Source organism: Streptomyces sp. DvalAA-14, from assembly GCF_900091855.1.
In the GTDB taxonomy this organism is placed as follows: Bacteria; Actinomycetota; Actinomycetes; order Streptomycetales; family Streptomycetaceae; genus Actinacidiphila.
Map to the genome: position 1 here is coordinate 1 of NZ_FMCH01000661.1, position 22,753 is coordinate 22,753.

The 22,753-nt window shown below is 69.8% G+C and carries 14 protein-coding genes; 4 read left to right on the forward strand and 10 right to left on the reverse strand.

What is annotated here, in order from left to right:
• The first annotated feature begins 81 nt into the window (after nucleotides 1-81).
• Nucleotides 82-1,884 (forward strand): hypothetical protein, encoded by a 1,803-nt coding sequence (locus GA0115240_RS35005; protein WP_141709077.1) that lies wholly within the window; start codon nucleotides 82-84, stop codon nucleotides 1,882-1,884.
• Nucleotides 1,885-2,005: 121 nt separating this feature from the next.
• On the opposite strand, the gene GA0115240_RS35010 is transcribed toward GA0115240_RS35005, so the two are convergent.
• The 3 genes from GA0115240_RS35010 to GA0115240_RS35020 form a co-directional block, all read right to left on the reverse strand.
• Nucleotides 2,006-6,973, reverse strand: coding sequence for an NAD-glutamate dehydrogenase (locus GA0115240_RS35010; protein ID WP_093743151.1), 4,968 nt, complete (start codon nucleotides 6,971-6,973; stop codon nucleotides 2,006-2,008).
• A gap of 265 nt (nucleotides 6,974-7,238) precedes the next feature.
• On the reverse strand, nucleotides 7,239-7,892 hold the full coding sequence (locus GA0115240_RS35015; RefSeq protein WP_093743153.1) for an HAD family hydrolase: 654 nt from the start codon (nucleotides 7,890-7,892) through the stop codon (nucleotides 7,239-7,241).
• 93 nt (nucleotides 7,893-7,985) lie between these two features.
• Complete coding sequence (locus tag GA0115240_RS35020; RefSeq protein WP_093743192.1) at nucleotides 7,986-8,492, reverse strand: DUF6912 family protein; 507 nt, start codon at nucleotides 8,490-8,492, stop codon at nucleotides 7,986-7,988.
• Between the two features lie 151 nt (nucleotides 8,493-8,643).
• Between GA0115240_RS35020 and GA0115240_RS35025 the strand changes: the two genes are divergently transcribed.
• A complete protein-coding gene (locus GA0115240_RS35025; protein ID WP_256070213.1) occupies nucleotides 8,644-9,195 on the forward strand; it encodes an Rv3235 family protein in 552 nt (183 codons plus the stop codon).
• A gap of 148 nt (nucleotides 9,196-9,343) precedes the next feature.
• Here the strand turns inward: GA0115240_RS35025 and secA are convergent, their stop codons facing one another.
• Nucleotides 9,344-12,154 carry a preprotein translocase subunit SecA gene (secA, locus tag GA0115240_RS35030; RefSeq protein WP_093743155.1) on the reverse strand — a complete coding sequence of 937 codons (2,811 nt, stop codon included), beginning with the start codon at nucleotides 12,152-12,154 and terminating at the stop codon, nucleotides 9,344-9,346.
• 238 nt (nucleotides 12,155-12,392) lie between these two features.
• Here secA and GA0115240_RS35035 point away from each other — a divergent pair, with 238 nt between their 5' ends.
• The gene (locus GA0115240_RS35035) at nucleotides 12,393-12,980 is read left to right on the forward strand and encodes a GNAT family N-acetyltransferase (RefSeq protein WP_093743157.1); all 588 of its coding nucleotides are present in this window, start codon (nucleotides 12,393-12,395) and stop codon (nucleotides 12,978-12,980) included.
• A 68-nt stretch (nucleotides 12,981-13,048) separates the two neighbouring features.
• Nucleotides 13,049-14,236 (forward strand): winged helix-turn-helix domain-containing protein, encoded by a 1,188-nt coding sequence (locus GA0115240_RS35040; protein WP_176725260.1) that lies wholly within the window; start codon nucleotides 13,049-13,051, stop codon nucleotides 14,234-14,236.
• A 39-nt stretch (nucleotides 14,237-14,275) separates the two neighbouring features.
• Here the strand turns inward: GA0115240_RS35040 and GA0115240_RS35045 are convergent, their stop codons facing one another.
• From GA0115240_RS35045 to mtrA, 6 genes are all read right to left on the reverse strand, one after another.
• The gene (locus GA0115240_RS35045) at nucleotides 14,276-15,016 is read right to left on the reverse strand and encodes a response regulator (RefSeq protein WP_237555465.1); all 741 of its coding nucleotides are present in this window, start codon (nucleotides 15,014-15,016) and stop codon (nucleotides 14,276-14,278) included.
• Nucleotides 15,017-15,128: 112 nt separating this feature from the next.
• Nucleotides 15,129-15,818: a ribosome hibernation-promoting factor, HPF/YfiA family gene (gene hpf, locus GA0115240_RS35050; RefSeq protein WP_093743159.1), complete on the reverse strand. Its 690-nt coding sequence runs from the start codon at nucleotides 15,816-15,818 to the stop codon at nucleotides 15,129-15,131.
• Between the two features lie 269 nt (nucleotides 15,819-16,087).
• The gene (locus GA0115240_RS35055; protein ID WP_093743161.1) at nucleotides 16,088-16,795 is read right to left on the reverse strand and encodes a ComF family protein; all 708 of its coding nucleotides are present in this window, start codon (nucleotides 16,793-16,795) and stop codon (nucleotides 16,088-16,090) included.
• A gap of 99 nt (nucleotides 16,796-16,894) precedes the next feature.
• Entirely contained in the window at nucleotides 16,895-18,730 is a 1,836-nt protein-coding gene (locus GA0115240_RS35060) for an LpqB family beta-propeller domain-containing protein (protein WP_093743162.1), read from the reverse strand.
• Nucleotides 18,730-20,706, reverse strand: a complete 1,977-nt coding sequence (gene mtrB / locus GA0115240_RS35065; protein WP_093743163.1) for an MtrAB system histidine kinase MtrB — start codon at nucleotides 20,704-20,706, stop codon at nucleotides 18,730-18,732. Before mtrB ends, GA0115240_RS35060 begins: the two co-directional genes overlap by 1 nt.
• A gap of 1 nt (nucleotide 20,707) precedes the next feature.
• The gene (mtrA, locus tag GA0115240_RS35070; protein ID WP_202452062.1) at nucleotides 20,708-21,397 is read right to left on the reverse strand and encodes an MtrAB system response regulator MtrA; all 690 of its coding nucleotides are present in this window, start codon (nucleotides 21,395-21,397) and stop codon (nucleotides 20,708-20,710) included.
• Nucleotides 21,398-22,753 lie beyond the last annotated feature (1,356 nt).

Consider the following 22,753-nt stretch of genomic DNA (forward strand, 5'->3'; position numbering starts at 1 on the left):
GCGGTACCCGCGTGGCGGGCCGGGGATGCGGGGGCGCCTTGGGAGGCTCGGGGAGCGAGGACACCGGAGCCTGGAGTTGTCATGACATCGCATGAGCTGATCCCCGAGTCACCTCGCCCCGAGGAGGTGGAGCCCGCCACTCCGCCGCCAGCCGAGCGGCTCGGCCGGCGGCCGGTACGGGAGGCGGCGATCGTGGGCGGCCCGGCCTTGCTCGCCATGTACCTCGGGTACCGGCAGCGATGGGTCGGCGACGACGGCATGATCTACGCCCGGACGGTGCGTCAACTCCTGGCCGGCCACGGTCCTGTCTTCAATGTCGGCGAGCGCGCCGAAGCGTCCACCGGGACGCTGTGGCAGTGGCTGGTGACTGCCGCCACCTACCTCAGCGGCCGGGACCCGTCGGTGGTCGCGGTCACCCTCGGCATCCTGCTCACCGGCGCCGGCTACCTCGCCGCGACGGCAGCCGCCCGCAAAGCCGTACGCCCGCTGACCGCGGCTCCCCTGCTGCCACTCGGCATGCTGGTGCTGCTCGCGGTCAAGGCCGACTGGGACTACGCCTCCTCCGGCCTGGAGAACGGCCTCACCACCGGCTGGATCGGCGCCGCCTGGTGGCTCCTGGTCGGTGCGCGCCCCACGGCGGCACCCCCGGCAACCGGCCGGACCGGCCTCCGCCGCCGACGGGAGTGGGCGACCGCGTTCGTCATCGGCCTCGGTCCACTCGTCCGGCCCGACCTCGCCCTGGTCAGCGCGGTTTTCCTGGGCGCCCTGTGGTGGCTGCTGCGCCCGCCTGTCGGGCGGACCCTGCTGATGCTGGGCGCCGCGGCCGGACTGCCGGCCGCCTACGAGGTCTTCCGAGCCGGCTACTACGGAGTCCTCGTCCCCCTACCCGCCCTCACCAAGGAGGCCTCGGACGCGGTGTGGACGCGCGGCTTCGCGTACCTCGGCAACTTCACCGGCCCCTACCACCTGTGGCTGCCCCTGACCCTGCTCGCGGGGCTCGCCGCTTTCGCCTTCGTCCCGCGACGCGCCGCCGCCCGCCCGGAACTGCTGGCGCCACCGGTCGCCGGGCTGCTCTCCTGGCTGTACGTCTGCCGGGTCGGCGGCGACTTCATGCACGGCCGACTGCTGGTGCCCGGCCTGCTGCTGCTGATGATGCCGCTGTGCGCGGTCCCGCTGTCCCGGCCGGTGGTGGCCGTGGCCGGCGCGCTCGCCGTCTGGGCGGTGTGCTGCGCGCTGCTGTGGCGGCCGGTGGCCTCGAGCGGCAATCCGTATCTGATCCTCGACGAGCAGCGCGACTACGTCTCGTACACCCACGACCCGCACCCGATCACCGAGGCCACCCACGCACGGCGCGCCAAACCCCTGCGCCCCGCGCTGCGCGCCGCCGACTCGGCGGGCAAACCGGTGCTGCTGCTCCAGACCCCGGCCAGCAACGGCCGTTTCGTTTCGCTCCCGCTCGCCCGTCGCCTCCGCGCCCGAACGGCCGGTTCCTACGACCTGCTCGGCTACAACGGCATCGTGACCCCGCTTTCCGACACCTCGGTGGACCCGCTCGGCCTGGCCTACCCGCTGGCCGCCCACCAGACCCGCGCCGCAGGCCGCACCGCCGGCCGCTCGGGCCACGAGAAGCCGCTCGACCCCGCCTGGATCATCGCCGACTACACCGACCCGGCCACCACCCCGCCACCCGGCATCGACCCGGCCCGGGTCCGCGCCGCCCGCCATGCCCTGACCTGCGGGCCCCTCGCCGAGCTCCAGTCCTCCGTACGCGCGCCCCTCACGCCCTCCCGCTTCCTGCGCAACCTCGCGGGCGCCTGGACCCGCACCGGTTTCCGCTACCCCGACGACCCGGTCCGGGCGGAACAGGCGCTGTGCCGCGGGTGAGTCCCGCACCCGCCAGCCCGGGCCGCCCAGCGGACCGGCAGCGATCCGGCGATCACTGTGCAGTTGTCAAGGCGGTGGGCCGTACCTCCGGCAGGTGCGGCCCACCTCGCGCGTCCCGGGCCTACCGGTGCGTGCGCAGCAGCGTGCGGAAGGTGCGCATCGCCACCGACAGACTGGCCAGGTCGAACTCCTCCGCTCCCTGGATCTCCTCCAGGGTGGTGCGGGCCCGGCTGATCAATCCGGAGTTCTGGTCCTCCCACGCCTGGTAGCGCTGCTCGGGCCGGGTCAGCCCCTCGCCCGCGGCCAGTACGTCCGCGGTGAGGGCCGCGTGCGCCGCGAACAGGTCCTCGCGGATCGCGGCCCGCGCCATGGACTGCCAGCGGTCGGCCCGCGGCAGCAGGATGATCCGGTCCAGCAGCTGGGTGATCTGCAGCCGGTCGGCGAGGTCGAAATAGACCTCGGCCACCTCCAGCGGGTCCTTGCCGCTCCGGTCGGCGACCCCGACGATGTCCAGCGTCGGGAACGCCGAGGAGAATCCGGCGACCCGGTTGGCCAGTTCCTCCGGCACCCCGGCACCGGTCAGTTCGTCGTGCAGGGACTGGTACCAGTCCAGGTCCGCGCCGCGCAGCAGCTTGGGGAGCTGCGCCCACACCGTGTGGACCCGCTCGGTGAAGAAGTCGATGGTCTCGGCGATCTGCAGCGGCTGGATCCGGTTGTTCAGCAGCCAGCGGGTGCCACGCTCGACCAGGCGTCGCGAGTGCAGCCTGATCCGGGTCTGCACATCGGCGCCCACCACGTTGTCGAGCGCCTCCACCTCGTCCCAGATGCGCCCGAGGTCGAAGACCGTGCGCGCCACCGTGTGCGCTCGCACGATCTCGTCGGTCGTGGCACCGGTCTCCTCCCGGAAGCGGTGCAGGAACGTCGTACCGCCGGTGTTCACGGTGTCGTTGACCAGCACCGTGGTGACGATCTCGCGGTGCAGGGCGTGACCGTCGATCTGCTGCTCGAAGCGCTCCCGCAGCGGGACCGGGAAGTAGGCGTGCAGCAGGGAGCGCAGATACGGGTCGTCGGGCAGATCGGTGTGGATCAGCTCGTCGGCGGTCGTGATCTTGGCGTAGGCGAGGATCACGGCCAGCTCCGGCTGCGTCAGCCCTTGGCCGGCCGCCAGCCGCTCACGGATCTGCCGGTCGGTGGGCAGGAATTCCAGCGCGCGGTCCAGATGCCCGTCCCGCGCCAGCCGCCGGATGAACCGCTGATGGGCGTGAAGCAGGCTGCTGCTCTGCGCCATGCTGTTGCCGAGCGCGACATTCTGCGCGTAGTTGTTGCGCAGCACGAGATCGCCGACCTCGTGGGTCATCTCGGCCAGCAGGTTGTTGCGCTGCTTCACGGTCAGATCGCCCTCGGCGACCACGCTGTTGAGCAGGATCTTGATGTTGACCTCGTGGTCGGAGGCGTCCACCCCGGCACTGTTGTCGATGGCGTCGGTGTTGATCCGCCCGCCCGAGCCGTCCGGGCCGCCGGAGCGGGCGAACTCGATCCGCCCGAGCTGGGTGAAGCCCAGATTGCCGCCCTCGCCGACCACCTTGACCCGCAGCTGCGCACCGTCGATGCGGATGGCGTCGTTGGCCTTGTCGCCGACGTCGGCCTGGGTCTCGGTGGACGCCTTGACGTAGGTGCCGATGCCGCCGTTCCACAGCAGGTCCACCGGCGCCTGGAGGATCGCCTTCATCAGCTCGGCGGGGGTGATCTTCGCCGCGGAGACCTCCAGGCCGAGAGCCTTGCGGACGTTGGCGCTGAGCGGGATCGCCTTGGCGGTGCGGGGGTACACGCCGCCGCCGGAGGAGATCAGCGAGGTGTTGTAGTCGGCCCACGAGGAGCGGGGCAGTTCGAACATCCGGCGCCGCTCGGCGTAGGAGGTGGCCGTGTCCGGATTGGGGTCGAGGAAGATGTGCCGGTGGTCGAAGGCGGCGACCAGTCTGATGTGCTCGGACAGCAGCATCCCGTTGCCGAACACGTCACCGGACATGTCGCCGATGCCGACGACGGTGAAGTCCTCTTCCTGCGTGTTGTGGCCGGTCTCCCTGAAGTGCCGTTTCACCGACTCCCAGGCGCCGCTGGAGGTAATGGCCATCTTCTTGTGGTCGTAGCCGACCGAACCGCCCGACGCGAAGGCGTCGCCGAGCCAGAAGCCGTAACTGACCGCGACCTCGTTGGCGATGTCGGAGAAGGACGCGGTGCCCTTGTCCGCGGCAACCACCAGGTAGGTGTCGTCCTCGTCGTGCCGCACCACGTTCTGCGGCGGGACCACCTCGCCGGCCACCAGGTTGTCGGTGATGTCGAGCAGGCCGGAGATGAAGGTCTTGTAGGAGGCGATGCCCTCGGCCATCCAGGCGTCCCGGTCGACGGTGGGGTCCGGCAGCCGCTTGCCGACGAAGCCGCCCTTGGCGCCGACCGGCACGATGACGGTGTTCTTCACCATCTGCGCCTTGACCAGCCCGAGCACCTCGGTCCGGAAGTCCTCGCGGCGGTCGGACCAGCGCAGCCCGCCGCGGGCCACCTTCCCGAAACGCAGATGGACGCCCTCCACGCGCGGCGAGTACACCCAGATCTCGAACGCCGGGCGGGGAGCCGGCAGGTCGGGGATCGCCTGCGGGTCGAATTTCATCGACAGGTAGGCGTGCGGGTTGCCCTGGGAGTCGCGCTGGAAGAAGTTGGTGCGCAGCGTCGCCTTGATGAGGGTCAGGAAGGCCCGCAGGATCCGGTCCTCGTCCAGGCTGGCCACCTGGTCGAGAGCGAAGTCCAGCTCTTCCAGGATGCCCTCGGTCAGTTCGCTGCCGGCCCGCTGGTGGTCGGGCGACAGCCGGGCCTGGAAGAGATTGGTCAGCAGCCGGGTGGTGTGGACGTTGTTACGGAGGGTGTCCTCCATGTAGTCCTGGCTGAAGGTCGAGCCGGCCTGCCGCAGGTATTTGGCGTAGGCCCGGAGCACCAGGGCCTCCCGCCAGTCGAGCCCGGCCCGCAGCACCAGGGCGTTGAAGCCGTCGTTCTCGGCCTGGCCGGTCCAGGTGGCGGCGAAAGCCTGTTGGAACCGCTCGCGGGCGTCGTCGCCGAGGTCGCCCAGGGCCGGGTCCAGCCGGAGGCCGAAGTCGTAGATCCAGGTGCGGGGGTTGTCGGCCCGGCGCAGCAGCTCGTACGGGCGCTCGTCGACAACCTCGACCCCGAGTCGCTGGAGCACCGGCAGCACCGCCGACAAGGACACCGGAGCGCCCGTGCGGTAGATCTTGAAGCGGCGCTCCTCGAGGACCGCGCCGACCGGCTCGTACAGGCTGAGGGTGAAGTCGTCCTCGCCCAGGGTCGCGATGTGCTGGAGGTCGGCCACCGCGACGCGGGGGGCGAAGTCGGCACGGTAGCCGTCGGGGAACGCCTGGCCGTACCGGCGGATCAGCTCGGCGGCCCGCTCCTCGCCGCATTCGGCGGTCATCGCCTCGGCGAAACCGTCCGCCCACGAACGAGTGGCTTCCGAGAGCCTGTTCTCGATGCGTTCCACGTCCACGTCGTTGAGCTGAAGCAGCGGGGTGCCGGGATCCACCCGGACCACGAAGTGCAGCCGGGACAGTACCGACTCCGTGTTCCAGGCGGTGAAGTCGGCGCTGTGGCCGCCCAGTTCCTCCTGGAGGATATGGGTCAGCCGCAGCCGCACGGCCGTGGTGTAGCGGTCACGCGGCAGGTACACCAGCGCGGAGTAGTAGCGGCCGTACTCGTCCTGCCGCAGGAAGAGCCGGAGCTTTCGGCGCTCCTGGAGATACAGCACGCTGGTGACGATGGACCGCAGTTCGTCGGCGGGTGTCTGGAACAGCTCGTCGCGCGGGAAGGTCTCCAGGATCTGCAGCAGGTCGCGGCCGTCGTGGCTGTCGGCGGTGAAGCCGGCGCCGTCCAGCACCTCGTCGACCTTGCGGCGGATCACCGGGACGCGCCGGATCGACTCGGTGTAGGCGGCCGACGAGAACAGGCCGAGGAAGCGGCACTCCCCGATCACCTTGCCCTCGGTGTCGAACCGCTTGACGCCGACGTAGTCGAGGTAGGACGGGCGGTGCACGGTGGACCGGCTGTTGGCCTTGGTCAAGATCAGCAGTCTGGGCTCGCGGGCCTTGGCCCGCGCGTCGGCCGACAGCCGGTTGAACGACGGCGAGCCCGGGTGGCCCGGATGCCCGGGATGGGTGCTGTCCGCTGTCGGGTGCACGGGGTCGGAGCGCAGGATGCCCAGGCCGGTGCCGGGGATTGCCTGCAGCACGTCCTCCTCCTCGCCGTCGGGCCCGGGCTCGGTGGTCAGCGTGTACTCGCGGTAGCCGAGGAAGGTGAAGTGGTCCTCGCAGAGCCAGCGCATGAGTTCCACCGCCTCACCGGACTCGGGCTCGGGCAGCGGCGCCGGGGCGGCGGCGAGTTCGTCGGCGATGGACATCGCGGCCTGGCGCATCTTCGTCCAGTCCTCGACGGACTCGCGTACATCGGACAGGACCTGGCGGAGATCGGCGCTGATCTCCTTGAGGTCGGCCTTGTCGGTCTCGCGGTCGATCTCGACATGGATCCAGGACTCGATGAGCACGTCGTGCGGCAGTGGCTCGTCCTCCGGGGCGCACCCCGAACCGATCACCTCCAGGAGCTTGCCGGTGATGTCCCGGCGGACCTGGAACTGGGGATGGAACACGACGTGGATGGCCCGGTTGGCCTGGTTGAGCGCGCTGGTCACCGAGTCGACGAGGAAGGGCATGTCGTCGGTGACGACCTCGACCACGGTGTGGCTGCTCTGCCAGCCGTTCTCCTCGACGGTGGGGGTGTGCACCCGGACGTTGGCGGTGCCCTGCGGGCGTGCCTCCGCGAGCCGGTAGTGGGAGAGCGCGGCGCCGAAGATGTCGACCGGATCGCGGTCCATCAGGTCTTCGGGTGCGCTGTGCAGGTAGTAGCGCTGGAGGAACGCGATCAGCGTCTCCGCGTCGAGGCCCTGGCCGGATACCGCTCCAGCCGGGCTGTTCTCACCGACCCGGGCTGCCCGTTCCAGCAACTCGGCCTTGGCTTCGTCCAGCTTGGTCTGCATGTTCTCTGACTCCTGTCGCGCGCCGTTGCGTGACGTCGGGTGGTGGCACGTCCTCCAGCGACGCGGGGTTACCGCTGCGGGACGACGTCATACCGGAAAAGGGGTCGTCGTGCGCACAAGCACGGATCGGTCCCGGGTGCACGGATCAACGATGATCACGGCGTCAAGGCTATCGCTCCGGCCGGGGTGCCTGTATGCGCCGCCTTCGTACAAATGCAGTGCACACCTTTGGCCGGATTGGCCAGAAGTCGGGCTCCGGCCCTGGTCAGCGCGTTATGTCCTCGGCCAGCCGGACGGCTTCCGCAAGGGTGTCCACCACCGGCACCCCGGCCGACTCCAGACTGCGGCGGCTGCCCGAGCCTCCCGTGTAGAGGACCGCGGACGCACCGACGTAGGCCGCTGCCGCCGCGTCGTCCAGGGCGTCTCCGATCACCACCACCGGGCCGCCGTCCGGCACACCGATGGAGGCGAGGTGACGGGCCATCTGGGCGGCCTTGCCCTCGGTGGACGGGCCGACGCGGCCGTCCACCCGCACGAAGTGCGCGTCGATGCCGTGCGAGGTGACCATGGGCAGCAACTTGTCGTGCGGGGCGAGCGAGCACAGTGACTGGGTCAGACCGGCCGCCTGACGGGCGGTGAGCAGCTCCAGGGCGCCCTCGGCCAGCCCGCACGCCTCGGCCAGGGCCCAGTAGTGGCGGTGGAAGGTGGCGTCCATGACCTCCCACTCGGCGTCCGTCGGCAGCCTGCCGATGAGCCGCTCGTAGAAGAGGGGCACCGGCACGCAGTACAACTCGCGATAGCGGTCAAGGGTGATCGGTGGCAAGCCGAGCTCGGCGAAGGAGGCGTTGGTGGCCCCGATCACCGCGTCCATGTCGTGGAACAGGGTGCCGTTCCAGTCCCACACGAGATGCGCGTTCACAGGAGAAAAGGTACTCGCGCGGTGCGACGGCCCGTTTCCGGCCTGTGGATAACTCCCGCCGTCCGGCCGAACTCGGGCCGCACGCGCCCCGGCTCAGCCGATCAGATGGGGGATCTCCTGTGTCGCGAACCAGAGCAGTTCGTGGTCCTCGGCCCCGTCGACCGTGAACTGCGCGTCGTCGTCGCCGGTGTCGGCCGCCCCGACCGCGTCGGCGGCGGCACGCACGTCACGCTCGGCCCCGTCCGCGTCGAGATGCACGGCTGCGGCCTTGGCCAGCGGGACGCCCCCGGCCAGCCGCACCTCGCCGAGCGTGCCCGGGTCCAAGCCGCGGTCCGGGTCATGGTGCACCTCGCCGTCGGCGATGTCCACCGCGACGACCACCCGGCGGCGCGGAACGTCCGGATGCGCCGCGAGCATCCGCAACGACGCCTGCGCCGCCCGCGTCAACGCGGCGTACTCCAGTTCCTCGATGTCGTCGGAGACGTACCACTCGCGCAGGCCGGGCGTCACCGCGAAGGCGTCCAGCGGCACGGGCCCGAATTCGCCTGCCTTGTAGGCCTCGGCCAGCCCGGCAAGCGTGGTGGGAATGTAGACGCGCATGGCGTGAAGCATACGTGCGGCACCAGCCTGATAGGTGAATCTCAGTCGGCCTCCCGCCGACCCCCTCTCGGCCCCCCGATCGCTTGCCCGCGACAGCCGCGACCCCCTACAACCGGCCCTACCAACCGGTAACGATCTTGGGAGTCCGTCCGTGCGCAGCCCTGCCCTGCCCTCGTCCGTTCCGACCCCGGCCGCCGGCGCCGCTCGCCGCTCCGGCAGCGCCGCGCCGCCCGGCCGGCGGGACACCAGGCGCCCCGCCGGACGCCCGGGCGCCACCGTCCGCCCCGCCGCAGGCCCCGCCATGCCCGCCGCCACCGGGCCCCTCACGCAGCCCGGCACGACCCCGGGGCTCCGCCCGCTGCCGCCCCACATCTGGTTCGCCGGCCGCCTGCTGGAGGTGCTGACCGGGCGGCAGCCGCTGACCTGCCTGGCCGGCCGGGTGCGCGACGAGGCCTACCAGCGGCTGTGGGAGCTGCACGCGGCCCGCGCCGACTGGCGCCGCCGAGCCCGGGGCCGTACCCCGTACGTGTACCGCTGCCGGATTTTCCGTACCGCCGGCGGAGCCCTGGAAGTGACGGCCGTGGTGGCGCTGGACCAGGACGTCTTCCGGGCGCTGGCCTTCCGCCTCGAACCCGGCGACGACGAATCGGGCCCCGGCTACGGACCGGCCCGCTGGCGCTGCACCGCGGTGGCCGCGCGGTGACACCGGCGAGCAGCCGAGAGGCTGCCCCGTCGCAGCCGCGCCACCGGCGCCGTAGGCCAACCGGATGCCGGTCCGGACATGAACACGGCTCGGGGCCGGACCTGATCGGTCCGGCCCCGAGCCGGTGGAATTCCGCCTGCCGCGGCTCCTACTTCTTGCGCCGGCGCCCGCCCTTGGCGGCCCGGCGGCGCTCGGCGCGCGTCGTGCCGCTCTCGTCGTCGTCGGCGGAACCGCCGCCGTCCACCGCCGCGCCGGCGAAGTCGCCCTCGACGACACCGCCCTCACCGTCCACCGAAGGAGCGGAGAAGTGCAGCCGGTCGGCCCGCTTGGGAGCCTCCAGGCCCTTGGCGCGGATCTCCGGCCGGACCTCCTTGACCAAGGACGGCACCGCGTCCTCGACCTCGGCGTCCGTCACCGGGACCTCCTCGACCTGCTGCTCGACCTGGACCTCCAGGTTGAACAGGTAGCCGACGGACTCCTCCTTGATGCCGTCCATCATGGCGGTGAACATGTCGAAGCCCTCACGCTGGTACTCCACCAGCGGGTCGCGCTGCGCCATGGCGCGCAGGCCGATGCCCTCCTGGAGGTAGTCCATCTCGTACAGGTGCTCGCGCCACTTGCGGTCCAGCACCGAGAGGACCACGCGCCGCTCCAGCTCGCGCATGATCTCCTCGCCGAGCTGCTTCTCCCGCTCGGCGTACTGCTCGTGGATGTCGTCCTTGACCGACTCGGCGATGAACTCGGAAGTGATGCCGGCCCGGTCGCCGGCCGCGTCCTCCAGCTCGTCGATGGTGACCTTGGCCGGGTAGAGCTGCTTGAAGGCGCCCCACAGCCGATCCAGGTCCCAGTCCTCGGCGAAGCCCTCGCGGGTCTCGGCGTCGATGTACGCGTCGATGGTGTCGTCCATGAAGTGCTGCACCTGCTCGTGCAGATCCTCGCCCTCCAGGACGCGGCGGCGCTCGCCGTAGATGACCTCGCGCTGCCGGTTGAGCACCTCGTCGTACTTCAGGACGTTCTTACGGATCTCGAAGTTCTGCTGCTCCACCTGGGACTGCGCGGAGGCGATGGCCCGCGTGACCATTTTGTTCTCGATCGGCACGTCGTCCGGCACGTTCGCCATGGACATCACACGCTCGACCATCTGCGCCTTGAACAGCCGCATCAGGTCGTCGCCGAGCGAGAGGTAGAAACGGGACTCGCCCGGGTCGCCCTGCCGGCCGCTGCGGCCACGCAGCTGGTTGTCGATCCGGCGCGACTCGTGGCGCTCGGTGCCCAGCACGTACAGCCCGCCGAGCTCCTTGACCTCCTCGAACTCGGCCTTGACGGCGGCCTCCGCGCGCTCCAGCGCCTGCGGGAGGGCCGCGGCCCACTCCTCGACGTGCTCGACCGGGTCGAGGCCGCGCTGCCGCAGCTCCGCCTCGGCGAGGTCGTCGGGGTTGCCGCCGAGCTTGATGTCGGTGCCGCGGCCGGCCATGTTGGTGGCGACGGTGACGGCGCCCTTGCGGCCCGCCTGGGCGACGATGGACGCCTCCCGGTCGTGCTGCTTGGCGTTCAGCACCTCGTGCGGCACACCGCGCTTGGACAGCTGAGCCGAGAGGTACTCCGACTTCTCGACGGAGACCGTGCCGACCAGGACCGGCTGGCCCTTCTCGTGCTTCTCCACGATGTCCTCGACCACGGCCGCGAACTTCGCCTCTTCGGTGCGGTAGATCAGGTCCGGCTTGTCGAGGCGCTGCATCGGGCGGTTGGTGGGGATCGGGACCACACCGAGCTTGTAGATCTGGTGGAACTCGGCGGCCTCGGTCATGGCCGTACCGGTCATACCGCAGAGCTTGTCGTACAGGCGGAAGAAGTTCTGCAGGGTGATGGTGGCAAGGGTCTGGTTCTCGTCCTTGATGTCCACCTCTTCCTTCGCCTCGATCGCCTGGTGCATGCCCTCGTTGTAGCGGCGGCCGGCCAGGATACGGCCGGTGTGCTCGTCGACGATCATGACTTCGCCGTCCATGACGACGTAGTCCTTGTCGTTCTTGTAGAGCTCCTTGGCCTTGATGGCGTTGTTCAGATAACCGACGAGCGGGGTGTTCACCGACTCGTAGAGGTTGTCGATGCCCAGCCAGTCCTCGACCTTGGCGACGCCGGTCTCGTGGATGGCGACCGTGCGCTTCTTCTCGTCCACGTCGTAGTCGCCGGTCTCCTCCTTGCCGAGGCTGCTGGCCTCGCCGCGGCTGAGCCGCTTCACCAGACGGGCGAAGTCGCTGTACCACTTGGTGGCCTGGTCGGCCGGACCGGAGATGATCAACGGGGTACGGGCCTCGTCCACCAGGATGGAGTCGACCTCGTCCACGATGGCGAAATTGTGACCGCGCTGGACCAGCTCGTCCTTCGACCACGCCATGTTGTCGCGCAGGTAGTCGAAGCCGAATTCGTTGTTGGTGCCATAGGTGATGTCCATGGCGTACTGCTCACGCCGCTCGGCGGGCGTCATATTGGCCAGGATGCAGCCGACCTCCAGGCCGAGGAACTTGTGCACCCGGCCCATCCACTCCGAGTCGCGCTCGGCGAGGTAGTCGTTGACGGTGATGAGGTGGACACCCTTGCTGGAAATCGCGTTCAGATACGCGGGCAGGGTACCGACCAGGGTCTTTCCCTCACCGGTGCGCATCTCGGCCACATAGCCGAGGTGCAGGGCCGCACCGCCCATGATCTGCACGTCGTAGTGGCGCTGTCCCAGTACGCGCTTGGCCGCCTCACGAACGGTCGCGAACGCCTCGGGGAGCAGGTCGTCGAGGGACTCGCCCGCCTCGTAGCGCTCTTTGTACTCGTCGGTGAGGGCCCTCAGCTCGGCATCGGAGAGGTTGATGAAATCCTCTTCGATGGAATTGACCTGGTCCGCGATGCGGTGCAGCTTGCGCAGGATCTTGCCTTCACCTGCACGCATGATCTTGCTGATGACGGACACGTAGGCTGGCTCCTTGCCGGTCGGGCCTGGCGCGGCTCCCGCGCTGGCACAGCGGGGGGATCTCGACTGTCTCGGACGGTGTTCGGACGGTCTCGGCCCAGCTGCAACGGCCATCGTAAGCGAGGAGACCAGGAGGCCGGGAGGCCCGGTGGAGGCAAAACGGTTTTCCACCGCCTGACGACGTCGGTGATACTCGGCCGCAGGTCCCCCGGCCTCTTCCCGGAAGGTGCAATTCAGCATGGAACCGATCAGCCTCACCACCGACCGCCTGCTGCTGCGCCCCCTGGCACCCGCCGACGCCCCGGCCGTCCACACCGCCTGCCAGGACCCGGACATCCCGCGCTGGACGAGCGTGCACTCACCGTACGCCCTGGCGGACGCGGACGACTTCGTCGGCCGGATCTGCGTCGAGGGCTGGCGGGACGACGTCCTCTACAACTTCGGCGTCTTCACCCGGGACACCGGTGATCTGGTCGGTTCGATGGGCTTGGTGCGCCTCGGGCAGCTGCCCGCCCCCGACCACCAGGCGGAACTCGGCTACTGGACCGCCAAGGAGCAGCGCGGAAAGGGCTACACCGTGGAGGCGGGGCGCGCGGTCTGCGGCTGGGCCTTCGCAGCGCTCGGGGTGGAGCGGATCGAGTGGTACGCGGAAGCGGGCAACGAGGGCTCACGCGCGGTGGCCCTGCGGCTGGGCTTTGTGATGGAAGGCACCATCCGGTCCAAGATCGTCCAGGAAGGCACACGGCGGGACGCCTGGAGCGGCTCGCTGCTGCCGTCGGACTGGGGACGGCAATCGGCGACCGCCTACCTGCCGTACGGGACGTAACCGAGCGCATCCGGGCTGGTCAGGACTGGTCAGGGCCACTGTCGGTGGTCGGTCCTATCCTTGCGGCCATGACGCTCCTGCCGCCGCCCCAGGCCACCTTGTCCGCCGATGAGGCCCGCAGGATCGTCCTGCGCGCCCAAGGCCTCCTCGGCGCCCCCGACCGGCGGGCCGGCACCCGTGGCGTCCTGCGGTCACTGGGCGCGGTGCAGCTCGACACGATCTCGGTACTGGCCAGGTCGCACGAGCTGATCCCCTACGCCCGCCTCGGCGCGGTGGGCCGCGAAGCGGTGGAGCGTGCGTACTGGACCGACCAGCACGCTTTCGAGTACTGGTCGCACGCCGCCTGCATCCTGCCCATTGAGGAGTGGCCGCACTTCGCCTTCCGGCGCCGGGCCCGGCGCGCCCGCGGCCACCGCTGGCACGTGCTCGCCGACGCCGAGCGCTCCATCGCCGCCGTCCTCGATCAGCTGAAGGCCGAAGGGCCCCTGAACTCCACCCAACTCGGCGGCGCCAAGAACGGCGGACCGTGGTGGGACTGGTCCGAGACGAAGATCGCAGTGGAGTGGCTGCTGGACACCGGCGAGGTGGTCTGCACCCAGCGGCGCGGCTGGAAGCGGATCTACGACCTCGCCGAGCGTGCCGTCCCCGGCGCGCTGCTGCACGACGATCTGTCCGACGACGAGTGCGTGCGCAGACTGGTCGCCCAGGCGGGAGCGGCGCTCGGTGTCGCCACCCGGTCCGATCTCGCCGACTACCACCGGCTCAAGGGCGAGCAGGTCACCGCGGTGATCGCCGATACGGGGCTGGTCCCGGTCGAAGTCCAGGGGTGGGGCAAGCCGGCCTGGGCCGATCCGACAGCGCTGGCGAGCGAACCGCGCGGCCGGCACCGCACGACGCTGCTGTCCCCGTTCGACTCGCTGGTCTGGGACCGGCCGCGCACCGAGCGGATCTTCGGCTTCACCCACCGGCTGGAGGCCTACACCCCCAAGGCCAAGCGGGTGCACGGCTACTTCGCGATGCCGCTGCTGGCCGGAGGGAAGCTGGTGGGCCGGGTGGACCCGTCTCGCGAGGGGCACACCCTGGTGGCACGGCAGGTGACGCTGGACGGCGTGAAAGCGGTGCAGCCCGCAGCCGACGCCATCACCGAGGCAGCCGGCTGGGTCGGCTGCGTCGAGACCCGGGTGGAAAGGGTGCTGCCGGAGACGCTCCGCGAGCCGCTGGCGGCCGCGGTCGCCCGCTCGCAGGACCGCCGCTGACCCACCGATCGGCTGACCGGATGCGCCGGCGGCGTCCGGTCAGCGAATCTCCAGGATCTTCTCCCGCATCGCGTAGACCACGGCCTCCATCCGCGAGTGCAGCTGCAGCTTCTCCAGGATGTTGCGTACGTGGTTCTTCACGGTGTTTTCGCTGATGAACAGCTGTTTGGCGATGTCCCGGTTGTTCAGCCCGGTCGCCACCAGCTTGAGCACTTCCAGCTCACGGTCGGTGAGCTTGGGTGCGGGCAGCAGTCGCCGCTCGTCGGTGCGCTGGATCATCGACTTGAACTCGGTCAGCAGCTTCGACGCCATCGAAGGGCTGATCTGCGACTGTCCGTCGGCGACCGCCCGAATCGCGGTGGCCACCTCGTCGGTGGAGATCTCCTTGAGCAGATAGCCGGTCGCCCCGGCCTTGATCGCCTCGTAGAGGTCGGCTTCCTCATCGCTTATCGTCAACATGATGATCTTGGCGCTGGGCGCCACCTCCTTGATGGAGGTGCACGCCTCGATACCGCCGCGGCGCGGCATCCGTACATCCATCAGCACGATGTCCGGCAGCAGGTCGGCGGCCTTCTCCACGGCTTCCGCCCCGTCCCCCGCCTCACCGATGACCTGGATGTCCTCCTCCTGCGCGAGAACGATCTCCAGACCCCGCCGGAACAACGCGTGATCGTCCACGACCAGAACCCGGATGGGTTCTGGTCTGGCCGGACTCACCTCGGGGACGTCATAGGGGACCGGGCCGCGCGCGCCGGGAGCCCCATGGTCGAAATCCGGCATCAGATCCTCCCCCTCAGACCAGAATTGGGCATTGGCCCAGCATTTCACGTCCCCCGCACGATGGTGCCCCCGGGACGAACCCGGGGGCACCGAACTGCCGCTCGTCTGCCGGTCAGGCTCCGTGATACAGCGCGTCGCCGGCCCCGGCCGAAGCTCCCGCTCCTGCCTGGTCCGCGTTCAGGTGGATGACACCGTAGTCATAGCCCTGCCGGCGGTACACGACACTCGGCTGCTTCGTCTCGCTGTCGACGAAGAGGTAGAAGTCGTGCCCGACCAGTTCCATCTCGTACAGCGCCTGGTCGAGCCCCATGGGCGAAGCCGGGTGCGTCTTCTCCCGGACCACCAGGGGCCCATCACCGCGCACTTCCAGCGGACCGATCCTGGTGGTCGGCACCCCGTCGTCGGCGTGATCGGCGGCAAACTCCCCGTCCCCGTTGATCGCCGCGGCCTCGGGCACGCTCGTGGCGACCTCCGATGCCGGAATCCGGCCGTTTCCCCGTCGCGTGTGGCGCTTGCTCGCGGCCTTGCGCAGCCGCGCCTCCAGCTTCGTGACGGCCGCGTCCAGGGCCGCGTACGGGTCCGCCGCCGATGCTTCGGCGCGAACCACGGGACCACGGGTGTTCAGCGTGATCTCCACCCGGTCCGAATGCTCCGCCTGCCGCGGATTGAGCTCCTTGGACACCTCGACGTCGAGGCTGATCACCTTGCCGTCGAGCTTCTGGATCTTGTCCAGTTTCTCGGCCACGTGCTTGCGGAACCTTTCCGGCACCTCGGCATTGTGGCCCTTGACGACGATGTCCACGCAGAACTCCGTTCCGGACCACCCCGCTGCTCGGGGGCGATCCCTTTCCTGAGGCCGGAACGGGTGCCAGACCCGTCCGGCGCTGCGTCGGCTGCTGCCTCGCCACCCCGGGCCTCCGGGATGCGAAGCCGCGGCTTTCACCTCCTTCTGCCCCGCTGGGAAGATCGACACCCCAACGGTCCACTTCCCTCTCCCTCGAACATAGACCCGAAGCATGCAACTCGGCATCCCCAGCGGCCTCGCTCCTCCATCCGGATGAAATTCCGCCGCTACCTGCGCTCATTCGCCCCCGAAGCGGCCTCCGGATCATGCGGCCCGGCCACCACCGCGGCTCCCGCCACGCACCCGCCGGCAGCCCTGACGGCCGCCGCTGCCAAGGTCAGCGAGGCCCCGGTGGTCATCAGATCGTCGACCAGCACCACCGGAGCGGCCCGCAGCAGCGACAATCTGCCCCCGGCAGCCGCGACGGCGCCGGACAAGTTGGCCAGCCGCTCGGCCGCGGTCAGCCCGGACTGGTCGGCCACCGGCCGCAGCTGCCGCAGCACGGGCACCACCCTGGCCGCTGCGCCCCGCCCGCGCAGCAACCGGGCCGCTGCCCCGGCCATCCGTGCGGTGGCGTCGTGGCCCCGCTGAGCCACCGCACGCCGGGCCGAGGGCACCGGCACGAGCAGCACCGGACCGGCAACGGGCACCTGCCGTACCGCCGTGGCCAATGCGGCGCCCAGCGGCCGGGCCAGACCCAACGCGCCACGCTCTTTGTGCGCAAGGACCACCGCCCGCACCTCGTCGCCGTAACGGGCCGCCGCGTACACCGGTGGCAGCCCGGGCGGCTCCGGGGACGGCCATACCCGGCGCGCCGGGGCCGCCCCGCCCAGCAGCCCCGTACAGCGCCCGCACAACTCCGTCCGCGGCAGCCCGCACCCCGCGCAGTCCACCGGCAGAACCAGCCCGGTGATCTCCTGCCACCAGCCCCGCATACCTCCACTGTGCGGCTGCGGCGCGCGCCGCCGCCAGTCACTCTTTCGAGGGCTGTGGACAACGTGCCCCGGGGACGATCCGGAGGGCCGGGCCCTGTCTCACCCCGGGTAGACCGGACCGGCACCCTGCGGGGAGACCCGCTGCCAGTTCGCGTCCGCGGGCAGCAGGTAGACGTAACCGTTGTAGGACATCAGCAGCGGCTTGCTCTGGTCCTCCGAGGCCGCCACCGCGGTCGCCTCGTTTATCCCCTGGAGGGCGGGGGGCATCGAGCCGTCCGTGTTCAGGTACTGGATCTGCTGCACCTCCCCGGACTCGGTGCCGGCGACCACCAGCTCGCTGCCCCCGGCCCACGACGCCGAGGCGACGTTCTCGCCGGCGGGGCTGAGGGTGCGCAGGCCGGTCACCGAGAAGGCGTCAGGATGCTGCGCGGTGCCCCGCTGGATCCTGCCGAGCTGCAGTGTCACCGACGAGCCCTGCTGCACCACCAGAGCGATCCGTACACCGTCGGAGGCGACGCGCAGCGACTCCACTCTCCCGTCCAGGCCGGGTACCGGCACGGAGATCGGCGTTCCCTTGCCGTTGCGCAGCATCAGCAGCTTCGGATCGGCCGGATTGCGGTCGGCCACCCACAGGTCGCCCAGTCCGTCCCAGCTCGGGGCGCTGAGCCCGTTCTTCTTCGCGTCCACCGCGGTGCTCTTCAGCACCGGCGGGCCGAACGGCCCGTTGCCGGCCAGCGGGCCCACGACCAGGTCGCGGCCGCCGGCGCGCACTCCGGCTGCCTCTTCCTCGTCGAACCGCACCGCGACCGAGTTGAGCTCGGCCTTGGCCGCGCCGAAGGGCCCGGGCGCCGGCGTTCCGGCGGTGCTGTCCCCGGCCAGGGTCAGCAGTCGATGGCCGTCAGCCCCGAGGTAATACGACTGGGAAGACACGCCAGCAAGATTCTCCGGACCGTAGGACAACGCCTGCGCGCTCGACAGACTGCACACCGGGGCGCCGTCCGCCCGCTCCACCTCGGCGGAGGCGAGTTTCGCCGATGCCTGGGCCTGGGCCGTTGCGAACAACTGCGCCGCCAGCTGCACACAGCGCTGACGGGGCAGCCGGTCCGTGCTGTGGTTGTCGAGCCGGACCCGCAGATGCTGCGAGTCGTCGAGACTCACTCCGCCGTCGGGACCGGTGTCGGCCAGTCGCGCACCGGTCGGCGCGCCGCTGAAGGCCACCGGCGCCAGCCAGTTCGTGGGGCCGTCAAGCAGCGCCGAGACCGCGGAGAACAGGGGATTGGTCTCCTGACTGCGCAGATACACCGGGTCGGCGACCAGCGTCTGCTTCCCGCCGTCTCGGTCCGCGTCGGCGCCGAGCTTGGCGAAGTAGTACACATTCGCCGATTGATACAACTGCTGGAACTCCGTCTCGGACAGGATCAGGCCGTCCGGCAGGCGTTCTATCCGCCACCCGTCCTTCTGTTTGACCACCTCGAAGGACGCCTGGAACTCACCTTGGTTCGGCTCATAGGCGTGCTTGTGGTCCACCACCGCCGCCTTGTCCGCGGACAGGTCGACCATCCTGGCGTTCTTCGCGCCGGCGCTGCCGTCGTCGGCCACCTGGAAATCATTGGAGGAGTAGACGGTGATCCCGGCCAGCGGCTTCCACTTCGCGGCCGAGTCCTTCGTCAGGAACTTCTTGGCCGTCGCGAAGTCCGTCTCGCTGCCGGTCGTCGCCTGCAGGAAACCGTTGACGATCTCCGCGGGGTCCTCATCCGCTGTCGGCCCGAGGGGAAAGAACCGCACCTGCGGATCCGCGTCGGCCCGCTGCCCGTCGCCGACCTTGCGCACCTCGCCGCTACTGGGCATCGAAGCGCATCCGGCCAGCAGCAGCACCGCGCACACCGGGACCGCGCTCAGCCGCAGCAGCCGTCCCCGGCTCCACGTCGCCCGCATCAGGCGTCGCCCTCTCTGGCCGCTTCTCTGCGCTCCACCACCCGCGCCCCACTGCCGGGCAACGCCGCCGGGTCGGCGGCCGGTGGCCGAGGCGACGCGCTGGGCACAGGGGGTATGCCGGGTATCTGCGGCGGCTGCCCGGACTCGCGGCCCCAACCGCGGTCAGCTGTCGTACTCGTACGCGGGGCCGGGACCGAAGCAGGCGCCGCCGGTCGCGCCGGTAGGCCCGAGGAGAGCAGGCCCCGGTTGCGTCGCGAGTCGTCCGGTTCCAGTGGCAACGGCGAACCCCGCAGGCTGTCGCCGGCGGTCCGCGGCAGCGTCACCCGGAACTGCGACCCTCCGCCCGGCTCTCCCCACGCCTGCAGCCAGCCGCCGTGCAGCCGGGCATCCTCGACGGCGATGGACAGGCCGAGTCCCGTACCGCCGGTGGTGCGGGCCCGCGCCGGGTCGGCCCGCCAGAACCGGTTGAACACCCGGGTCGCCTCGCCCGGCTTCAGCCCGACGCCGTAGTCCCGCACCGCGATCGCCACCGCGCCGTCCGCGGTCGCCAGCCGGACCAGTACGTCCTGGCCCTCGCCATGTTCGATGGCATTGACCACCAGATTGCGCAGGACCCGCTCCATCCGGCGGGGATCGGCCTCGGCTATCACCGGCTGCGCGTCACCCCTTATGACCACCCGGCTGCCCTTGCGCTCAGCCAGGGGCTCGGCGGCATCCACCACCCGCCGGACCACCTCGCGCAGGTCTATCGGCTCCGCGGACAGCTCGGCCGCACCCGCGTCGAACCGGCTGATCTCCAGCAGGTCCGACAGGAGCGACTCGAACCGGTCCAGCTGGTTCTGCAGCAGTTCCGCGGACCTGGCCGTCACCGGGTCGAAGTCCGTGCGTGCGTCATGGATGACGTCGGCGGCCATGCGTACCGTCGTCAGCGGTGTCCGCAGCTCGTGCGAGACATCGGAGACAAAGCGACGCTGCATCCGGGACAGGTCCTCCAACTGCTGGATCTTGCTCTGAAGAGTCTGCGCCATCTTGTTGAAGGACTCGCCCAAGCGGGCGATGTCGTCCTCGCCGGTGACCTGCATGCGCTCCTGCAACCGGCCGGCGGCCAGCCGCTCGGCGATCCCGGCGGCCATCCGCACCGGCGTCACCACCTGCCGGGTCACCAGCCAGGCGATCGCACCGAGCAGGACCACCACGAATATCCCCGCGGTGGCAAGTGTGCCCTTGACCAGGCCGAGAGTCTTCTCCTCCTGGTCGAAGGGGAAGAGGTAGTACAGCTCGTAGGAATTCCCGTCGATGTCCGTCAGCCGCTTGCCAATGGCGAGCGCCGGCTCCGGTGGACTGCCGTCACTGGTCCTCGCGAGGGTGTACTGCTCAACCGCGCCGGAGTGCTTCTCGACGGCGTCACGCAGCGAAGCGGGAATGCTCGCGTCGGGCAGGATGCTGCCGGACCCCCGCGACCCGTGCGCGTTGACACTGGCCTGGCCGATGGACTGCTCACTGCCGGCCCCCGGACTCAGAGTGACGATCCAGTAGACGCCCTTGCCGCCGCTGGCGAACTGCTGGACCAGGGTGGTCAGCCAGTCCCCGGCGTGGACCGCTCCTTGCGTCGCGCCGGGCCCCGACTGGGTGGCACCGGCCCCCGAGGCGCCTTGGGAGCGGCTGCCGGTGGAAGCCATGTCCTGCGCGATGTGAAATCCGCCGGTCGCCTGATTCTCGGCGGCCTTCTCCTTGGCGTCGAGCAGCCCGTTCTTGACCTGCCCGATCACCACGAAGCCCAGGAGCAGCACCACACCGACCGACATGAGCAGTGTGAAGGCGACCACCCTGAGCTGGATGTTCCGCCGCCACAGCCGTGCCAACGGCTGCAGCGGACGTCGAGCCCAGCGCACGAACGAGCGGATCACCGGCTGCAGTCCCCGCAAGGGATCGGCAAGCCGGCTCTCCAACCGGTCACGCTCGTGCGACACGCTCATCTCAGCCCGGTCCCGCCTTGTACCCGACACCGCGGACCGTCACGACGATCTCCGGACGCTCCGGGTCCTGCTCCACCTTCGACCGCAGCCGCTGAACATGCACATTCACCAGCCGGGTGTCGGCAGCGTGCCGATAACCCCACACCTGCTCCAGCAACACCTCCCGGGTGAACACCTGCCACGGCTTGCGGGCCAGGGCCACCAGTAGGTCGAACTCCAGCGGAGTCAGCGCGATCGGCTGCCCGTCACGCTTCACCGAGTGGCCGGCCACATCGATCACGAGGTCACCGATCGCCAACTGCTCGGGGGTCGGCTCCTCCGCGCGGCGCAGCCGCGCCCTGACCCGCGCGACCAGCTCCTTCGGCTTGAACGGCTTGATCACATAGTCGTCAGCCCCCGACTCGAGGCCGACCACCACATCCACCGTGTCGCTCTTCGCCGTGAGCATCACAATCGGCACCCCGGACTCAGCCCGAATCTGTCGACACACATCAATGCCGTCCCGTCCCGGCAGCATCAGGTCCAGGAGCACCAGATCAGGCTTGGTCTCCCGGAAAGCAGCCAGCGCCTTGTCACCGTCGGCGCAGAACGACGGCTCAAAACCTTCTCCACGCAGCACGATGCCAAGCATCTCTGACAGCGCAGTGTCGTCGTCGACGACCAGGACACGTCCCTTCATACCGACCATCATCCCATTTGCATATCGGTTAGCGTGACCATCGGTGATGTAGGTCACGGCCCTGGGCCTATGTCCGCGGTTGTCCACGGTTGTCCAGCGAGATCCGCCACCGTTGATGTCAGGCGTGGATGTCACACTCTCGGGCGGCTGCGACCGAGGTCATGGGTCCAGTATGGCCTGGGCTTGGCACCTCCGGCACCTGCGAGCGCAGACACTGGTGGAGAGGACGACGCTCTCGGACGGCCTACAGATGGCCCGGGAAGACTGTTCTGGTTCTACGACCGTCCGCGCCTTGCTAGGGACAAGCATGCTTGTCGGCGGTACGGACGACCGTGGTATGGGCGACGATCGATGCCCCTGGCGGCAACCCCTCGAAGACTCGCATGCCAGGAAGGATGCGGCTCACGACGTTGGACAAGGAGGGGTTCAACCGCCACAGCAGGAGCTGGTACTCCTGGCCTTGTCGGTTGGTCGTACTGCCGACCTGGAGAGGACCGGAGACCCAGGATTCATCGCTATCTCCTGCCTGAACTTGTCGGGACAGGTAGTAACCGCGACCTCCTACGGCATGAAGGACCAGCCAAACCGATCCAGTGTGCGGTACCTGCCCCTGCCCCTTCACGAGCGGCAGACAGAGATCAACACTTTCGGCCTCTCCGGGTGCCGTGATCGAGTAGTGCGAAGGAGCCTCGCTCGCGGTACTCGACGCCGCGAAGTGGACACCGAGCCCTGCCAAGGCAAGTCCGAGGACACCTGAACCGATGGTCCAGACGTTCATGGTCATCCAAGCTGGCCGCTGCAAAGCCATCATCCCCCCAGGGTGTTTGGCAGAAACGGATGTTACCGGGCGCACCTTCGCTGCGTAGCCGTTTGACGTCGTTTCCCCAGACCCCGTGCCTCGCTGCGACAAGCTGCGGCTGGCCAACAACAGAGACCGCCGAGCCGCGAGTCCTTGAGGCGCTTAACCTCCGCCTGCACGAACCTCCTCAACCACCACTCTCTTCAGCTCCCATCTCGTCTGCCGTCGGCCCGCACTCCTGTGGAGCGGGCGTGGTTCCTGGCGTCCAGATGGAGCGCGCCACTGTACGAACGATCTGGACGCCAGGGGCCGCGTCTGCTCGGCTTGCCCGGGTCGATGGCAGGCGGGATGGGAGCGTCCTGGCTCGCCACGACGAACGCTCAGACGCTGGCTGGGCTCGATCCATCTCGGAGTCGGAGCGCCCCCGCCGGAGGCACCGTCTGTGCCGCGCCTTGGGCTGTCCGCGGTTCACATCCCATGCCCCCGGGCCTACGTGCGGGCGCGCGCGGCGCCGGCAGCGCCGAGCGGGGCGGAGACAGGAGCGGGCGCGGCCGGAAGCCGGACGCGCG